Genomic DNA, 16,239 nt, shown 5'->3' on the forward strand with positions numbered 1-16,239 from the left:
GGACGTGCAGGTCGACGAAGCCGGGGACGACGGTGTACCCGGTCAGGTCGAGGTCGCCGGGCGCGGTGTCGCCGCCGAGGCCGGCGATGCGCTCGTTCTCGACGGCGAGGCGGTCTCCCTCGACGACGCCGCCGGGCAGGACCAGGCGGGCGCCGGCCAGGGTGATGCGGTTCGTGACGATCATGGGTGGGTCCTGGATGCCGTTCGCGGGGAGGGGCGGAGTCCCGGGCGGGGGAACAGGGGCGGAGTCCCGGGCGGGGGAACGCCGACCGCCCGGCCCACCGGAACCGGTCCGATGGGCCGGGCGGTGCGGATCACGGCTGGACGGCCAGCGCGAACACGTGGATCGCCGCGGCGCCGGGCAGCGTGACGGAGCGGATCGTCTTGCCGGGCGTCAACGGGACGGTGTTGGTGAAGACGCCGTAGCCGGTGCCGAAGTTGCCCGGGCCGGTGGGCGTGTTGCGGTGGTCCGTGGTGAACGCGGTCTTCGCGCCGTAGGCGTCGGTCGGGGTGCAGCACCAGTTCGGGAAGCCCAGCTGGCCGCTGCTGGTGGTGCCGTCGGTGTAGGCGACGGTGACCGTGCCGGAGGCGAAGCCCGCTTCGGCGCCGAGGAAGCCCAGCGCGCTGCCCCGGCCGCCGAAGGTGATCTCCTGGCCGGCGGCCGACACGTTGTCGTTGGTGCCGGCGGCCGCGGACGGCCAGGTGAAGCTGAGGCCGTTGGCGCTGATCGTGGCGCCCGCGGTGGCGCCGGCCAGGGCCAGGGCCTGCGCGGAGTAACTGTTCCCGGCACCATCGAAGTTGCCGGGAGCGGTGTCGCTCTCGGAGGTGGCGCCGACGTTGTTGAACGCGGCCTCCAGCGACGGGTAGGGCACGGTCCGCACGATCGTCTGCTCACCGCTGACGGTGTCGACCCCGGCCGGCCGGGCCCGGTAGCTCGCGGTGGCGGTGATCGCCGTGACCGTGGTCCCGGGAGCGCCCTGGGGGCCGTGCACCGTCACCGTGGCCGACGCGGTCGCGCCCGGCGCGATGCGCGGCAGCGCGACGGTCGCCGGGGTGACGGTCCAGTCGGCGGGGGCGCTGATCCGCAGGTCGGTGTCGTTCAGCGCGACGGCGCCGTTGTCGGCCAGGGTGATCCGGTACGTCCCGGGCTCCTCGGCCGTGCTGACGTCCTGCCAGGTGACGGCGGTGGCGGGGGCCAGGCCGTGGGTCGCGCCGGGGTGGACCCGGTAGAGCACCGTGGCGTGCGGCGGCACGTTCGCGGAGATCACGCCGGTCGTCCCGACGGCCTGCTTGGTCACCAGGTCGTCGAGCCGGTAGCCGGCGGCGGCGGGCAGGCCGGCCCGGGCGGCGGTCGTGGTGATGGTCTGCGCGGTGTCGGAGGAGTTGAAGAGCGCGACCGCGCGGTCCCCGCCGGCCAGCGGCTTGCTCAGCACGTCGTAGCCGGTTCCGTGCTGGACGACGCGCCCCTGGATGCCCAGCCGGTCCTGGTCGACGGCGATGACGTCGCGGTTGCCGAGCACGTCCAGCGCGGCCGGGGAGAGGCGGGTGAGGTCGGTGCTGGAGATCAGCGGCGCGGCCATCATGGCCCACAGCGAGATCTGGCTCTGCATCTCGTCCTGGCTGAGCCCGGAGTCGCCGGCGAGCAGGAAGTCGGGGTCGTTCCACCGGCCGGGGCGCTGCAGATCGGCCAGTCCGACGTTGTAGCCGTAGTTGTACGTGATCGACGCCCACTTCTCGGCGCCACTGGCCTGGCCGAGCGCGATGTCCGCGCCCTCCCGCCACAGGTTGCCGAGCGGCGCGGACCAGCGGATCACCGAGTCCCAGTTCGGCGTGCCCTGGAAGTAGGCGGGCGCGGAGATCGAGAAGACCATCCTGCGGTGGGTGTTGAGCAGCGCCCGGCTCATCGCGGTGTAGGTGTCGCGGTAGCTCTGTTCCTCGGTCTCGCCGGGCTTGACCGGGACGTTGCAGCCGTCGAGCTTGACGTAGTCGACGGCCCAGGACGCGAACAGGTCCGCGTCCTGCTGCCAGTGGTCGAGGGAGCCGGGGTAGCCACCGCAGGTGGTGGTCCCGGCGTCCTCGTAGATGCCGAACTTCAGGCCGAGGTCGTGGACCTGGCGGCCGACGTAGGCCATGCCGTGCGGGAACAGCTTCGGGTCGGCGACCAGGTTGCCCTGGGCGTCGCGCTGCCCGGACATCCAGCAGTCGTCGATGGTGACGGTGTCGTACCCCTTCTTCGCCAGCCCGGTGGAGACGAGGGCCCGGGCGTTGTCGAGGATCGTCTTCTCGTCGATCCCGCACTGGTAGTACGACCAGTCGTTCCAGCCCATGGGCGGCGTGGGGGCGTAGTTCGGGTACTCGGCGACGGTGCCGGGCGGGGCGGGCTCCGCGGCGACCGCGGGCTGCGCCAGGAGCGTGGCGGTGGACACGGCGGCGAGCGCCGTACAGCAGGCGACGGTGGTACGGAGCCACCGGCGGAGGGCAGTTGACACGCTTCGACCTCACGGGATCTCGGGGGTCAGGGCATGGGTGGCTGCTGTGGTCCCAGCCGGATCATTTGTACGGGCCTCTGCTCGTTCTTGACAAGATGACGGGCAAAATAAGCAGCAACACGCACTCACTGTGCAAAGTCCGAGCACGAGTGCCCCTGCGGACCGGCCCGGCCGGGCAGCCGCCGGACGCAGGACGCAGGAGCGCGACCGGCCGGGCGCCCGCGATGTCACGGGCACCCGACCGGTCGCGCGCGGGATCTTCCGGATCCCCGCGGGTCGGTGGGCTACGGCAGGGTCCAGCGCTGGTTGGCGCCGCCGTTGCAGTCCCAGATCTCCAGCGGGGTGCCGTCGGCGGTCGCCGCGGCCGGGTCGTCCAGGCAGCGGCCGGACTGGGTGCTCTTCAGGGTGCCGTCCGGCTGGGGCGTCCACTGCTGGTTGGCGCCACCGGTGCAGTCCCACAGCTCGACCGGGGTGCCGTTGACGGTACCGGCGCCGGTGACGTCCAGGCACTTGCCGTTGTGGGTGAGGGTGCCGTTGGAGCGGGTCCACACCTGCTGGGCGCTGCCGTCGCAGGCCCAGAGCTGCACGGCGGCGCCGCTGGTGCCGGCGGCGGGGCGGGCGCAGGTGCCGGGCAGGGCGGAGGCGATCGGGCCGGTGTGGGTGGTGGGCGTGCCGGGGGTGAGGGCGAAGTTGTCGAACTGGTCGGTCTGGTAGCCGGTCACGCCGAGGCCGGCGCGGCCGTTGGTGAAGCTCGCGTCGGTGGCGCTGCCCACGGCGGTGCCGTCGATGCTCGCCGTGAGGGTCTCGTTGTCGAGGGTGAGCGCGACGGTGTGCCAGCGGCCGGTGCCGAGGGCGGCGGCGGTGCCGCTGGCGAGGGTGGTGAAGTTCCACTTGGTGTCGCTCTTGTCGATCGACCAGGCGCCGGTGTCGCTCACCCGCAGGTGGTAGGCGTTCAGGCCGTTGTTGTTGCGGCCCTGCTGGTTGGCCCGGCCGAGGAGCTCGACGGTGCCCGACTGCTCGAACATGGTGTCGGCGGTGACGGTGTAGTTGGACCAGCTGCCGTCGCCCATCATCGTGTACGGGGCGTTGTAGGGCTCGTCGGTCCAGCGGATCGGCGAGGCCGGGGCCATCTGGCGCAGGCAGGTGCCGGTGCGGCCGCCGCCGCAGGCGACGGTCTGGAAGGCGCCGTTCATGTCCGTGAAGTACTTCGGCGAGGTGGTCGTCGCCGGGGTGTCGAAGCCGTCCGCGTAGGGCAGCTTCATCGGCGCGGCGGCCGGCGGGGTCGCGGTGCCCTTGCCCTGGCCGGTGGTGGTGGTCACGGTGTAGACCCGGCCGGGCTGGAGGGTGAGGGTGTAGCGGCCCCCGGACGGGGTGACGTCCTTCTGCTTGACGAACCACTGCGCCGGGTCGTTGGAGTTGAGGTCGGTGGACCAGACGTGGACCTTGCCGGTGGACAGGCCGCCGGAGACGGTGAAGTTCGCGGTCTGGGCGGCGGTGGCGTCCAGGGTCTCGATGACGGTGCTGTAGTCGCGCTTGTTCGTGCTCTTCAGCGTGACGTAGCTGCCGTTGGCGCGCGCGCCGCCGAGGTAGCCGCTCGCGGCGTCGATGTAGCTCCAGCCGGGCCGGGTGAACTGGGTGGTGTGCGCCGTGACCCAGGTCGTCTTTCCGATGCCGTAGTTGCCGGACCACGGCTGGTTGGCGATCGACATGCCGTCGGTGGAGAAGAAGAGGTCGGGGTAGAGCGCGGCGATGACCGGCCAGTTGATGAACGAGGTCATCTTCCCGTCGAGGTAGCCCCGGTTGATCCCGCGCGCCACCGCCGGGGCGCCGCTGTTGAGGTCCTGGGAGCCGTTCTCGCTCGCCCACAGCGGCTTGCCGAGCGCCTGGGCGGTCGGCGTGCTCGGGCACTCGGTGAAGGAACTCATGTACCCGCAGGGGTAGTGCACCCCGACGACGTCGACGGCGTTCTTGAACGCCGGGTCGGCGGCCATGGCGTCGGCCACCTCCCAGGTGTCGTCGGCGGCGACGACCTTGGTGGCGCCGTAACCGCGCGCGACGAGCGTGCTCTTGAGGTTCTCGTACCAGGCCTTGTCGAAGCCGCGCTCGTTCCAGCCGCCGAGGTAGGAGACGTTCAGGTGGTGCTGGGCGGCGCAGCCCATCCACGACATCACGTAGTCGATGGAGTCCTGGGACCAGAAGTTGCCGCCGCTGCCGGTGTTCCCGATCCAGCCGGGGGCGCCCCAGGACAGGCCGATGAACGTGATGTCGGGGTTGCGGGCCTTGGCCTGGTCGGCCAGCCACCACTCGTAGCCCTGGTTGCAGTCGACGGTGCCCCTGGTGTGCTCGATGCTCGGCTCGGCGCCGTCGGTGGAGTTGGTGTCGCCGCCGATCTCCAGCTTCAGCACCTGCAGCGAGGCGCCGTAGCCGGGCTTGAACAGGTAGTCCAGCAGCTGGCTGCGCTGGGGCTCCGGATAGTCCACCAGCAGGCGGGAGTTGCCGCCGCCGCCGGAGATCGCGCCGACCCCGTCGAAGGTCAGGCCCGGCTTGGTGCCGTCGACGGTGACGGCGGTGGAGGCGGCGGCGGCGGTGGGGGTGGCGGCGCTCTCCGGCGCGGCCAGGGCGGCCGGCGGCGCGGCCAGGCCGCCGAGCGCGCCGGCGAGGACGAGCGCCGCGCTCAGCGCGGTGCGCCAGGTCGAGGAGGGATGTTGACGGCCCATGGGCGTCTCCGAGGTGGGGAGGGGTGGGGGCGGTGTTGCTCCGTGCCGGGCACCCGGTCGGGGCGCCCGGCACGACGTCGGGGCAGGGGGTTCTCCGGTCCCGTTACGAGACGGTCCACTGCTGGTTGGCCCTGCCGGCGGCGCAGGTCCACTGGACGACCTGGGCGCCGTCGGCCGTCGAAGCGCCCGTGACGTCCAGGCACTTGCCGCTGTTCACCGAGACCAGCTGGACGCGGGCCCCGGTGTCCGGGACGAGGGTCCACTGCTGGTTGGCCTTGCCGGCGGCGCAGGTCCACTGGACGACCTGGGCGCCGTCGGCGCTCGAAGCGCCCGTGACGTCCAGGCACTTGCCGCTGTTGGCCGAGACCAGCTGGACGCTGCCGGTCCCGGCGACCGGCACCGGCGTCCACTGCTGGTTGGCCTTGCCGGCGGCGCAGGTCCATTGCACGACCTGGGCGCCGTCGGCGCTCGAAGCGCCCGTGACGTCCAGGCACTTGCCGCTGTTGACGCTGGTCACGGTGTGGGTGGCCGGCGCGGCCAGCGGCGTGACGGTGGTGTTGGCGAAGTCGGCGTGCTGGAACCCGCCGACGCCCAGGCCGATCTGACCGATGCCGTGCCCGGCGTCGGCGACGGAGGCGACCTGGGTGTGGTCGATCGACGCGGTGATGCTCTGGCCCTGGACGGCCAGTGCGAGGTTGTGCCAGGTGCCGGCCCCCGCGCCGGAGTAGCTGCCGCTCGCCAGCACGGTGTCGGCGCCGGAGCGGTTCTCGCTGAACAGGCTCCAGGCACCGGTGTCGTCGATCTTCAGGTGGTAGCCGGAGCGGTCGTGGTCGACGTGGTCGATGCGGCCGAGCAGTTCGGCGGAGGTACCGGCCTCCTCGAAGGTGACGTCGGTGCTCGCCTGGTAGTGGGCCCAGGACGGGTCGCCCAGGAGCGTCAGCGGGGTGTAGTTCATGTCGCCGTGCCACGGGATCGGCGCCCGGGTGATGACCTGGCGCAGGCACATCGGGGTGGTCGCCCCGGACGGGCAGGGCGCGGTCTCGAAGGCGCCCGCCCAGTCGTGGAAGTAGCGGGCGGTGGCCCCTTCGGAGTAGCCGCCGAGGTCTGCCTGGTACGGCAGCGGCATCGAGGTGGGTGCGGGCGGCGTGGCGGTGCCCTTGCCCTGGCCGGTGGTCGTGGTGACGGTGTAGACGTAGCCGGGTTGCACGGTGAGCGAGTACGAACCGCTCTTGGGCGTCACGTCCTGGGTGTGGACGAACCACTTCGACTGGTCGGTGGAGTTCATGTCGGTGGCCCAGACGTGCACCTGGCCGGTGGACAGGCCCCCGGCGACCTTGAAGGTCACGGTCTGCGCGGCGGTGGCGTCGGTGGCCTCGATGACCGTGCTGTAGTCCTTGCCGGACTTGAGCGTGACGTAGCTGCCGCTGTGCGGGTCGCCGTTGGCGCCGGTCCCGTCCAGGTAGCCGCTGGACGTGTCCAGGTACTGCCAGCCCGGCTTGGCGAACTGGGTGGTGTGCCCCATCACCCAGATGTCGCGGCCGACCGCGTAGTTGCCGGACCACGGCTGGTCGGCGGCCATCAGCCCGGCGCCCGCGTACGGCAGGTTCGAGGGCCAGGAGCTGACCAGCGCCCACTTGATGTCGGCGGTGATCCGGGCGTCGAGGTACTCGCGGTTGACGTTGCGGGCCAGGGCGGCCGGGTCGGCGCCGTAGCTGTCGTTGTCGTCCTCGGAGGCCCAGAGCCGCTTGCCCAGCCCGGTCGCGGTGTCGCTGCCCGGGCAGGCGGTGTAGACCGGGGCCGAGTGCCAGCAGGTGCCGTGCAGGCCGATGACGCCGACGGCCTTGGCGAAGGCGGGGTCCGCGGCCATGTCCGCGGCGATCGACCAGTGCTCGTCGTCGCTGTCGGACGCGACCAGGGTGGTCCCCTGGTGGCCGTGGGCGTCCAGGTCGGTGCGCAGCTTCTCGAACCAGGCCTTGTCGTAGCCGCGCTCGTTCCAGCCGCCGAGGTAGCCGACGTTCAGTCCGTGCTGCCGGGCGCAGCCGAGCCAGGACTCCAGGTACGTGATGTTGTCCTGGGACCAGACGCCGCCGTTCAGCCAGCCCGGCGCGGCCCATTCCAGGCCGTAGAAGGTGATCCCGGGGTTGCGGGCCTTGGCCTGCTCCATGAGCCACCACTCGTACCCGCGGTCGCAGTCGACCTCGGTGGGGGTGCGCATGTGGGACGGTTCGGGGCCGTCCGAGGAGTTGGCGTCCCCGCCGATCTCGACCTTGAGCATCTGCAGCGAGGCGCCGTAGCCGGGCTTGAACAGGTAGTCCAGCACCTGGCTGCGCTGGGGCTCGGGGTAGTCGACCAGCAGACGCGAGGTGGCGCCGCCGCCGCTGATCGCGCCGAGCCCGTCGTACGCGCGCCCCGGCGAGCGGCCGTCCAGTGTCACGGACTTCGTCGTGGGGGCCGGCGCGGCCACCGCGGGCGGCGCGGCCAGCGCGGCGGTGGTGAAGCCGAGTGCGAGCGCCGCCAGGGCCGTGACGCCCCGGCGGATCGGGTGGGGAGGTTTGCTCATCGACTACTCCTGTCCTCGGGCTGGGTCGGCCGGGTGGGGGCCCGCCAGGACCAGGTCGCCGGACGGGGCCGGGACGGGACTGGCGGGTGCATGCCGACATGCCGGGGAGGACAGTAGACCCAACATTCAACAGTAATCAACAACTTCGGATGAAATACAACGCGATCGGCCACCCGCCCACAGGAGGCCGCCGCCGATCCGGGTTGCCCCACGGGCACAGCACCGCCCCGCGGGCATGCCCCTGCCAGGCGCTATTGACGCCGCCCCGGCTTTGCCCGAAGCTGTCCACGACAACAACCTACCAATCAGTAAGTTCCGATGAACACGCCACCACCTGCTCCGATCCGAAAGATCGCGGCCCGATCCGCCGGCTTCGGCCCCCCATCCGCGGCGCGACGGGATAACGAGACGGTCTCGATGGCTCCGATCCGGAAAGATGAGCTTGACTCAGCTCAGGGCCAGGCGTTTTCTTTTGACCCACCACGTTTGATCGTGGTGTTTTCTGATTGGTTTTGTTGCTTCTCGCCGATCGGCCCCCACCCTCAGGAGCCCCCTCCATGCACCTCCCCCTCCGTGGCCGCCTGGCCGCGATCGCCACGCTGAGCCTGATCACCTCCGTCGGCCTGACCGCCTGCTCCACCGGGCAGACCTCCTCGAACAGCGCGGACGCGCCCGTCGCCCCGGTGTCCGGCAAGGTGACGATCACCTACCTGCAGAAGCAGGGCGACCAGCAGTACTTCGTGGACGAGGCCGCGGGCGCCAAGGCCAAGGCCGCCGAGCTCGGCGCCGAGCTGAAGGTGGTGAACCTGGGCAACGACGCCAACAAGACGGTCGGCGAGGTGCAGGCCGCGATCGCCCAGAAGAGCAACGGCCTGATCATCGTGGTGCCCGACCCGGCGGTCGGCCCGCAGGTGGTCCAGACGGCCCGGGACGCGAAGGCCGCACTGCTGACCTCCGACGACCAGGTCTGCGCGAGCGGGCCGGCCCCGGCCCAGTGCGCGGCGACCGACCTGGTGCCCCGGATCGGCTTCTCCGGCGCCCAGATGGGCGGTGAGGTCGGCAAGCGGGCCGCCGAGGAGTTCAAGAAGGCCGGCTGGAACGCGGCCGACACCCGGATCATCTCCGCCTGGAAGCAGGACGTCACCGTCTGCGGCGACCGCGTGAAGGCCGCCAAGGACGCCTTCGACCAGGCCGTGCCGGGCGTGCAGCTGATCGACGTCGCGACCGACAACACCCCGACCGGCGCGCAGGACAAGGTCGCCGCCACCATCACCGCCAACCCCGGGGTCAAGCACTGGGTGACCTGGGGCTGCAACGACGAGAACGTCCAGGGCGCCGTCACCGCCCTGCAGAACGCCGGGATCAACCCCGACGACATCGACGGCGTCGGCCTGGGCGCCTACCTCGCGTGCAAGAACTGGGCCTCCGGCAAGCCCTCCGGGATGAAGGCCGCCCTGTTCATCAACGGCAAGGACGTCGGCGCCCTGTCCGTGCAGACCATGTACGACAAGCTCAAGAACGGCAAGGACTTCCCCAAGGAGGCCTTCGCCCCGACCACGATGGTCGACGCCGCCACCTGGCAGTCCGCGGGCGTGTCCTGCAGCTGACGCCTCGCCGAGCCGCCGGTGGGGCGGGCGGGCACCGGCCTGCCGAATCCGCCCGCCGCACCGGCGCGCTCCCGGAGACCGTACCGCGACCACCGGCACCGCCGACCGTGCGCACGGCTCCCCCAGACCGTACGCACCGCACTGCCAACGAGGCCCCGATGACCACACCCGCACCGTCACCCGTCCCGCCGGCGAGCGGCGCCCCCGGCCTGAGCGCCGAGGGCGTGTCCAAGCGCTTCGGCTCCGTCCGGGCCCTGGAGGACGTCACCCTCACCTTCCCGCCCGGCCGGGTCACCGCCCTGATGGGCGAGAACGGCGCCGGGAAGTCCACCCTGCTGCGCATCCTCACCGGCGACCACCGCCCCACCGAGGGGCGCGTGCTGCTGGACGGCGAGACCGTGGACCTGCAGTCCCCCCAGGACGCCCGCCGCGCCGGGATCCGGATCATCCCGCAGGAACCCGAGATCATCCCGCACGTCCCGGTCGCCGAGAACGTCTACGCCGGCTCGCTGCCCCGCCGGGCCGGCCGCCGCCTGGACCGCACCGAGCTGCGCCGCCGCATCACCGCGGACCTGGCCCGCCTCGGCTTCGACAAGGTCCTCGACCCCGATCTGCTCGGCTCCGAACTCACCGCCGCGCAGCGCCAGTTGGTCGAGATCATGCGGGCCCTGACCGGCGCCGTCCCGCCGCGGGCGATCGCCTTCGACGAGCCCACCTCCTCGCTCTCCGAGCACGAGGTCGAGGCCCTGTTCGCCCTGATCGGGCGGCTGCGCGACGAGGGCATCGCCGTCGTCTACGTCTCCCACCGGATGAAGGAGATCTTCCGGCTCGCCGACCGCATCGCCGTGCTGCGCGACGGCCGGGTCGCCGGGGTGGTCGAGGCCGCCGCCACCGACGAGAGCGAGCTCGTCCGGCTCATGGTGGGCCGCGACCTGTCCTCGCTGTTCGTCCGCCAGCAGGTCGCCACCGACCGCGTCGTGCTGGACGTCCGCGACCTCACCACCGACGACGTGCACGGGGTCAGCCTGACCGTCCGGGCCGGCGAGGTCGTGGCGCTGGCCGGACTGATCGGCGCCGGACGCTCCGAGCTCGCCCTCGCCCTGGCCGGCGACGCCCCGATCCACTCCGGCACGGTGGCACTCAACGGCGAGGTCCTGCGGCTGAAGGACCCGCGCGCCGCCATCGCCGCCGGCATCGGCCTGGCCCCCGAGGAGCGCAAGGCCCAGGCCCTGTTCCTGCAGCGCACGATCCGCGACAACACCTCGCTGGTCAGCCTGCGCCGGCTCAGCCGATGGCGCTTCGTCAAGCAGCGCCAGGAGAAGGCCCTCGCCCAGGAGTACGCCGACCGGCTGCGCGTGCGCGCCCCCTCCATCGAGGCCGAGGTCCGCACCCTGTCCGGCGGCAACCAGCAGAAGGTCGTCCTCGCCCGCTGGCTCGCCCGCAAGCCCGACCTGCTGATCCTCGACGAACCCACCCGGGGCGTCGACATCGGCGCCAAGGCCGAGATCTACCAGATCATCGCCGACCTCGCCCGCGAGGGCACCGCCGTCCTGGTCATCTCCTCCGAACTGCCCGAAGTCCTCGGCCTCGCCGACCGGGTCGTGGTGATGCAGAACGGCCGCACGACCGGCGAACTGACCCGTGACCGGGCGACGGAGGAGGCCGTCCTCGCCCTCGCCATGGCCGACGACCTCGCCACCACCACCACCCAGACCGGAGAGACCCAGTGAACGAGCGCAGCGAGCGAACCATCGAAAGGCGCGCGTGGGCAAGTGCCCCTGCCGAGCGCAGCGAGGTGGGCGCATGACCACCGCCACTCCCCCGACCGCCCCGGCGCCGGACGCCGGGGCCCTGCCCGTCCGGTCCGGCGGCCCGCGCAGCCTGCTCGCCGCGATCGGCGGCCAGAACCTCAGCCTGATCGGCGCCCTCGTCGCCGTCGTCGCCCTGTTCGGCTCGCTCAACCCCAACTTCGTCGGCTGGGACAACGTCCAGGTCATCGCCGAGGCCGCCACCATCTCCGGCCTGCTGGCCGTCGTCCAGACCGTCGTGATCATCTGCGGCGGCCTCGACATCTCGGTCGGCTCCCAGGCCGGCCTGGCCTCCGTCACCAGCGCCATGGTCTTCACCTCCACCGGCGCCGACCCGTACCTCGGCATCGGCGCCGCGCTCGCCATCGGCGCCGGCATCGGCCTGTTCAACGGCGTCGTGATCGTCTACGGCCGGGTCAACCCGACCATCGCCACCCTCGCCGGACTGGCCGCCTACAAGGGCGTCGCCCAGCTCGTCTCGGACGGCCGCGCCCAGGGCTACGTGCTCAACGACCCGGTCTTCGTCTTCCTCAGCCGCGGCCGGATCGCCGGCCTGCCCACCATGGTCTGGCTGCTGATCCTCACCGCCGTCGCCGTGCACGCCCTGCTCACCTACACCGACATCGGCCGCAACATCTACGCGATCGGCGGCAACGACACCGCCGCCCGCCTGGCCGGCATCAACCTCAACAAGTACCTGCTCGCCGCCTACGCCCTCTCCGGCACCGTCGCGGCCCTGGCCGGCGTGCTGCTCACCGCCCGCACCGGCAGCGGCCAGCCGGTCTCCGGCAGCGAGGGCCTGGAGCTGCAGTCGATCACCGCGGCCGCCCTCGGCGGCTGCGCCCTCAAGGGCGGCAAGGGCAGCATCGGCGGCACCCTGCTCGCCGTCGCGCTGCTCGGCGCACTGCAGAACGGCCTCACCGTCCAGGGCATCAACGCCTTCTGGCAGAACGTCGCCCAGGGCTCCCTGCTGGTCGCCGCCGTCGTCATCCAGCAGCGCCGCAACCGCGAGCGGGCGGTCGGACTGCCCGCCTGAGCCCGGTCTCCCGTGCGCGGGGCGCCCCATCGCCCGGCGCACGGGAATCCGCCCCCGGAGCCCGGACCGACGCGTGCGGCGCCGGGCCGGGCTCCCCCTTCGGGGTGCGCCCCGCGGGCTCCCGGACCGGGCGTCCCGGCGCCCACCCCACCCCCCATGACGTCCGCCCCGGCCGTCCCCTGACCGGACCCGCCGCACAGTGGCAGCGGGTCCGGACTCGGCCGGAGGCGGAACGAGCGGTCGGCCGCCGAGGGTCGGCCGGACCGCGACCGGAACCGCCGGTGCCGCCCCTGCAGGCGGCACCGGCGGTTGCGCGTCCTCCCGGGGCGGTGCGGCCGGGCCCCCGCCGTACCGGCCGACCGGTCGGGACGGGGCCCGCCGGGGTCCTGGAATACTGGATCATGTCGCGACCGACGGCTCCCCGGTCACCGACGCGAACGCTCCGGCGCCCCGCCCGGCCCTCGGCGGCGGCTCCGGTACGTCCGGACCGCGGCAGGGTCGGCCTGCCGGAGGAAGCGGGAGCGGCCAGGCACCCGTCCGATCGAAAGGGCCTTCGTGGCTGATCAGAGTTTGCTCGCCCCGCAGCGCCAGGCGCTGATCCTGGAGGCCATCCGCAAGGCCGGCGCGGTGCGCGTCGCCGAGCTGGTCGAGCAGTTCGGCGTGTCGGACATGACGATCCGCCGCGACCTGGACGCACTGGTACGCCAGGGAGACGTGCAGAAGGTCCACGGCGGGGCCATCGCGGTCGGGACCGCCAGCACGGACGAACCCGGCTTCGACCTGAAGTCCGGGCTGGAGGAGAGCACCAAGGCCGCCCTGGCCGACGCCGCCGCGCAGCGGGTGGAACCGGGCAGCGTGGTGGCGCTGTCCGCCGGCACCACCACCTACGCGGTCGCCTCCCGGCTGCTGGAGGTCCCGGGGCTGACGGTCGTCACCAACTCCCTGCGGATCGCGGACCTGCTGTGGGCAGCGGAAAGCGACGGAGCGGAGACCGTTCCGTCGCTGCTGTTGACCGGTGGGGCGCCGACGCGCTCCGCGGCCCTGGTGGGCTCCCTCGCGGACCAGACGATCCGCACGCTCCACGTGGACCTGCTCATCCTCGGCGTGCACGGCGTCAGTGAGCAGGCCGGACTCACCACCCCCAACCTGGCCGAGGCGCAGACCAATCGGGCCCTGATCGCCTCGGCCCGGCGCACCGTCGTGGTCGCCGACCACACCAAGTGGGGCGTCGTCGGCCTGAGCAGCTTCGCGACCCTGACGGAGGTCGACTGCTTCATCACCGACGACGCCCTCCCCGCGGCGGCCCGCAGCGCGCTCGCCGACGCGGTCGGCGAACTCGTCGTGGTACCGGCCGCCGGCTGACCGGGCTTCTCCGGGCCCCCCGCCCGGTCAGGCCAGCCGACGCGCCCCCGCCGAGGGGACGGCGGTGAAGGCGACGGGTGCGGCGAAGCCCGCGGAGCCGAAGGCCGACCGCACCGCGTCCGCGACCGCCGCCACGTCCGCCGCGGCCACCAGGGCGATGACGGAGCCGCCGAAGCCGCCGCCGGTCATCCGGGCGCCCAGCGCCCCGGCGGCCACGGCGGCCTCGACCGCGAGGTCCGTCTCGGGGCAGGAGACCCGGAAGTCGTCGCGCAGCGAGGCGTGTCCGGCCGTCAGGACCGGCCCCAGTGCGGCGATCCGCCCGCCGTCCAGGTGCTCGATCGCCTCGGCCACCCGCCGGTTCTCGGTGACCACGTGCCGCACCAGCGGGGCGAGTTCCCCGGGGAGGCGCTCCAGGGCCGCGGTGAGGCCGGCGGCCGGCAGGTCGCGCAGCGCGGCCAGGCCGAGCAGATCGGCGGCACGCTCGCAGCCGGCCCGCAGGGCGGCGTAGGCGCCGTCGCCGAGGTCGTGCTTGACCCGGGTGTCGATCACCAGCAGCCGGAAGCCGGCCGCCTCCAGGTCGAGCGGGACGTGGCGCCGCTCCAGCGTGCGGGTGTCGAGGAGCAGCGCGGCACCGTCGGTGCAGCAGGCGGAGGCCATCTGGTCCATCACTCCGCAGGGCACGCCGACGAAGGCGTTCTCGGCCCGCTGGGCGATCAGGGCGAGCTCCGGCGCGGACAGGCCGAGCCCGTACAGGTCGTTCAGGGCGGCGGCCGTGGCGCATTCCAGGGCGGCGGAGGAGGAGAGCCCGGCGCCGGCCGGCACGTCGCTGTCGAAGGACAGGTCGGCGCCGCCGATCGCGTGTCCGGCCTCGGCGAGGGCCCAGAACACGCCGGCCGGGTAGGCGGCCCAGCTGGTGACGACCCCGGGGGCCAGGCCGTCGAGCGCGAGGTCGGTGATGGTGCCGTCGCCCTGGGTGCTGTGGAGCCGCACCCGGCCGTCCGCGCGGCGGCGGGCGGTGACCCTGGTGGTGTGCGGGAGGGCGATGGGCAGGACGAAGCCGTCGTTGTAGTCGGTGTGCTCACCGATCAGGTTCACCCGGCCGGGCGCGGCCCACACGCCGCTCGGCCTGGCGCCGTGGACGGTCTCGAAGTCGGTGGCGGCCCGGTCGATCATCTGCTCGGCTCCCGTACGTCGTGCGCGTGCGTCGTGTCGGCTCCCGTCGGTGCCTCCATCGGCGGACGGGAGTTGATTTCGACATAATCAAACATCATCGGCCGCCACAGTCAACACCTGCGGATTTCTCATCGGGAAGCGAGCCGGAAGCGGCGCCTGATGACCTGCCAGCAGGTCTACACCTGTTGACAAACGATCGGATATGTTTGATTCTGTTTGAGATCGGCACAGGCTGGCCGAAACTTCCCCGCAGAAGGAGCACAGCGGTGCACAAGACCGCGACCAAGTTGGCCGACGGCCGCGAACTCGTCTACTACGACCAGGAGTTCGGCACAGTCCGGAACGCCGTGGACGAACGCCCGTTGGAACCCTCCGCGAGCCTCTCCGAGACCCGGCTCGACCCGGTGCTCGGCGAGTGGGTGACCGTCGCCGCCCACCGCCAGCAGCGGACCTACCACCCCCCGGCCGGCGAGTGCCCGCTCTGCCCCTCCCGGAACGGACGGCTGAGCGAGGTCCCCGCGGCCGACTACCAGGTCGTGGTCTTCGAGAACCGCTTCCCCTCGCTGGCCCTGGACTCCGCCGCCCATGTCACCGCCCACGAGGACGACCCCCTGCGCACCCTCCGGCCGGGCACCGGCCGCTGCGAGGTGGTCTGCTTCGCCCCCGACCACGACGCCTCCTTCGCCGACCTGGACGAGGCCAGGGCCCGCCTGGTGCTGGACGCCTGGACCGACCGCACGGCCGAACTGTCGGCCAAGCCCGAGGTCCGGCAGGTGTACTGCTTCGAGAACCGCGGCGAGGAGATCGGCGTCACCCTGGCCCACCCGCACGGGCAGATCTACGCCTTCCCCTTCGTCCCCTCCCGCACCGCCCGGATGATCGGCCGTGCCGAGGCGTACCGGGCGAGCACCGGGCGGAACCTCTTCGAGGACCTCGTCGCCGCCGAACGGGCCACCCCCGAGCGGCTGGTGCTCCGGGGCGAGCACTGGACGGCCTTCGTGCCCTTCGCCGCCCGCTGGCCGTACGAGGTCCACCTCTACCCCAACCGCCGGGTGCGCGACCTCACCGCGCTGAACGAGGCCGAGCGCGCCGAGTTCCCCGGCCTCTACCTCGACCTGCTGCGCCGCTTCGACCGGCTGTTCCCCGCTCCCGCCGGCGCCGCGCCGAACCGGACCCCGTACATCTCCGCCTGGCACCAGGCGCCGAAGGACGGCGGCGACGAACTCGCCCTGCACCTGGAGCTGTTCACCGTCCGGCGCGCTCCCGGCAAGCTCAAGTACCTGGCGGGCGTGGAATCCGGACTCGACGCCTTCGTCACCGACGTGAGCCCGGAGGCCGCCGCCGAGCGGCTGCGCGAGGCCGCGGCCCACTGACCGGCCCATAGGAGGACCCCGGCACGGCCGTCGATCGAGCCGTGCCGGGGCCGGGGTCGGGGTCGGGATCGGGGCATCGCACGGAAATGCCGGGCCCCCGGGGGACAGCCCCCG

Annotated in this window: 9 protein-coding genes and 1 pseudogene; 5 read left to right on the top strand and 5 right to left on the bottom strand. The window is 72.7% G+C overall.

The features are described from left to right. From ACFVVA_RS33995 to ACFVVA_RS34010, 4 genes and pseudogenes are all read right to left on the bottom strand, one after another. Positions 1 to 184 (bottom strand): annotated as a pseudogene (locus tag ACFVVA_RS33995) (N-acetylglucosamine-6-phosphate deacetylase); the annotation flags it as partial. A 130-nt stretch (positions 185 to 314) separates the two neighbouring features. After that, entirely contained in the window at positions 315 to 2,489 is a 2,175-nt protein-coding gene (locus ACFVVA_RS34000) for an NEW3 domain-containing protein (protein WP_387694595.1), read from the bottom strand. A gap of 284 nt (positions 2,490 to 2,773) precedes the next feature. Next, complete coding sequence (locus ACFVVA_RS34005; RefSeq protein WP_387694596.1) at positions 2,774 to 5,206, bottom strand: ricin-type beta-trefoil lectin domain protein; 2,433 nt, start codon at positions 5,204 to 5,206, stop codon at positions 2,774 to 2,776. A gap of 103 nt (positions 5,207 to 5,309) precedes the next feature. Further along, on the bottom strand, positions 5,310 to 7,766 hold the full coding sequence (locus tag ACFVVA_RS34010) for an RICIN domain-containing protein (protein ID WP_387694597.1): 2,457 nt from the start codon (positions 7,764 to 7,766) through the stop codon (positions 5,310 to 5,312). Positions 7,767 to 8,323: 557 nt separating this feature from the next. Between ACFVVA_RS34010 and ACFVVA_RS34015 the strand changes: the two genes are divergently transcribed. From ACFVVA_RS34015 to ACFVVA_RS34030, 4 genes are all read left to right on the top strand, one after another. Then, complete coding sequence (locus tag ACFVVA_RS34015; protein ID WP_387694598.1) at positions 8,324 to 9,373, top strand: substrate-binding domain-containing protein; 1,050 nt, start codon at positions 8,324 to 8,326, stop codon at positions 9,371 to 9,373. A 158-nt stretch (positions 9,374 to 9,531) separates the two neighbouring features. Beyond that, positions 9,532 to 11,103 (top strand): sugar ABC transporter ATP-binding protein, encoded by a 1,572-nt coding sequence (locus tag ACFVVA_RS34020; protein WP_387694599.1) that lies wholly within the window; start codon positions 9,532 to 9,534, stop codon positions 11,101 to 11,103. A 73-nt stretch (positions 11,104 to 11,176) separates the two neighbouring features. After that, complete coding sequence (locus ACFVVA_RS34025) at positions 11,177 to 12,217, top strand: ABC transporter permease (RefSeq protein ID WP_387694600.1); 1,041 nt, start codon at positions 11,177 to 11,179, stop codon at positions 12,215 to 12,217. Between the two features lie 555 nt (positions 12,218 to 12,772). After that, positions 12,773 to 13,579 carry a DeoR/GlpR family DNA-binding transcription regulator gene (locus tag ACFVVA_RS34030; protein WP_387694601.1) on the top strand — a complete coding sequence of 269 codons (807 nt, stop codon included), beginning with the start codon at positions 12,773 to 12,775 and terminating at the stop codon, positions 13,577 to 13,579. Between the two features lie 27 nt (positions 13,580 to 13,606). Here the strand turns inward: ACFVVA_RS34030 and galK are convergent, their stop codons facing one another. Further along, positions 13,607 to 14,752: a galactokinase gene (galK, locus tag ACFVVA_RS34035; protein WP_387694602.1), complete on the bottom strand. Its 1,146-nt coding sequence runs from the start codon at positions 14,750 to 14,752 to the stop codon at positions 13,607 to 13,609. 266 nt (positions 14,753 to 15,018) lie between these two features. Here galK and galT point away from each other — a divergent pair, with 266 nt between their 5' ends. Beyond that, complete coding sequence (gene galT / locus ACFVVA_RS34040) at positions 15,019 to 16,125, top strand: galactose-1-phosphate uridylyltransferase (RefSeq protein ID WP_387694603.1); 1,107 nt, start codon at positions 15,019 to 15,021, stop codon at positions 16,123 to 16,125. The last annotated feature ends 114 nt before the right edge of the window (positions 16,126 to 16,239 follow it).

The organism is Kitasatospora sp. NPDC058048 (assembly GCF_042885555.1).
Lineage (GTDB): Bacteria > Actinomycetota > Actinomycetes > Streptomycetales > Streptomycetaceae > Kitasatospora > Kitasatospora lactacystinica.

Excerpts from the sequence above, each read along its gene's own strand:
- ACFVVA_RS34005 (WP_387694596.1), bottom strand. The coding sequence starts at position 5,206 with ATGGGCCGTCAACATCCCTCCTCGACCTGGCGCACCGCGCTGAGCGCG.
- ACFVVA_RS34010 (WP_387694597.1), bottom strand. The coding sequence starts at position 7,766 with ATGAGCAAACCTCCCCACCCGATCCGCCGGGGCGTCACGGCCCTGGCG.
- ACFVVA_RS34015 (WP_387694598.1), top strand. The coding sequence starts at position 8,324 with ATGCACCTCCCCCTCCGTGGCCGCCTGGCCGCGATCGCCACGCTGAGC.
- ACFVVA_RS34020 (WP_387694599.1), top strand. The coding sequence starts at position 9,532 with ATGACCACACCCGCACCGTCACCCGTCCCGCCGGCGAGCGGCGCCCCC.
- ACFVVA_RS34025 (WP_387694600.1), top strand. The coding sequence starts at position 11,177 with ATGACCACCGCCACTCCCCCGACCGCCCCGGCGCCGGACGCCGGGGCC.
- galK (WP_387694602.1), bottom strand. The coding sequence starts at position 14,752 with ATGATCGACCGGGCCGCCACCGACTTCGAGACCGTCCACGGCGCCAGG.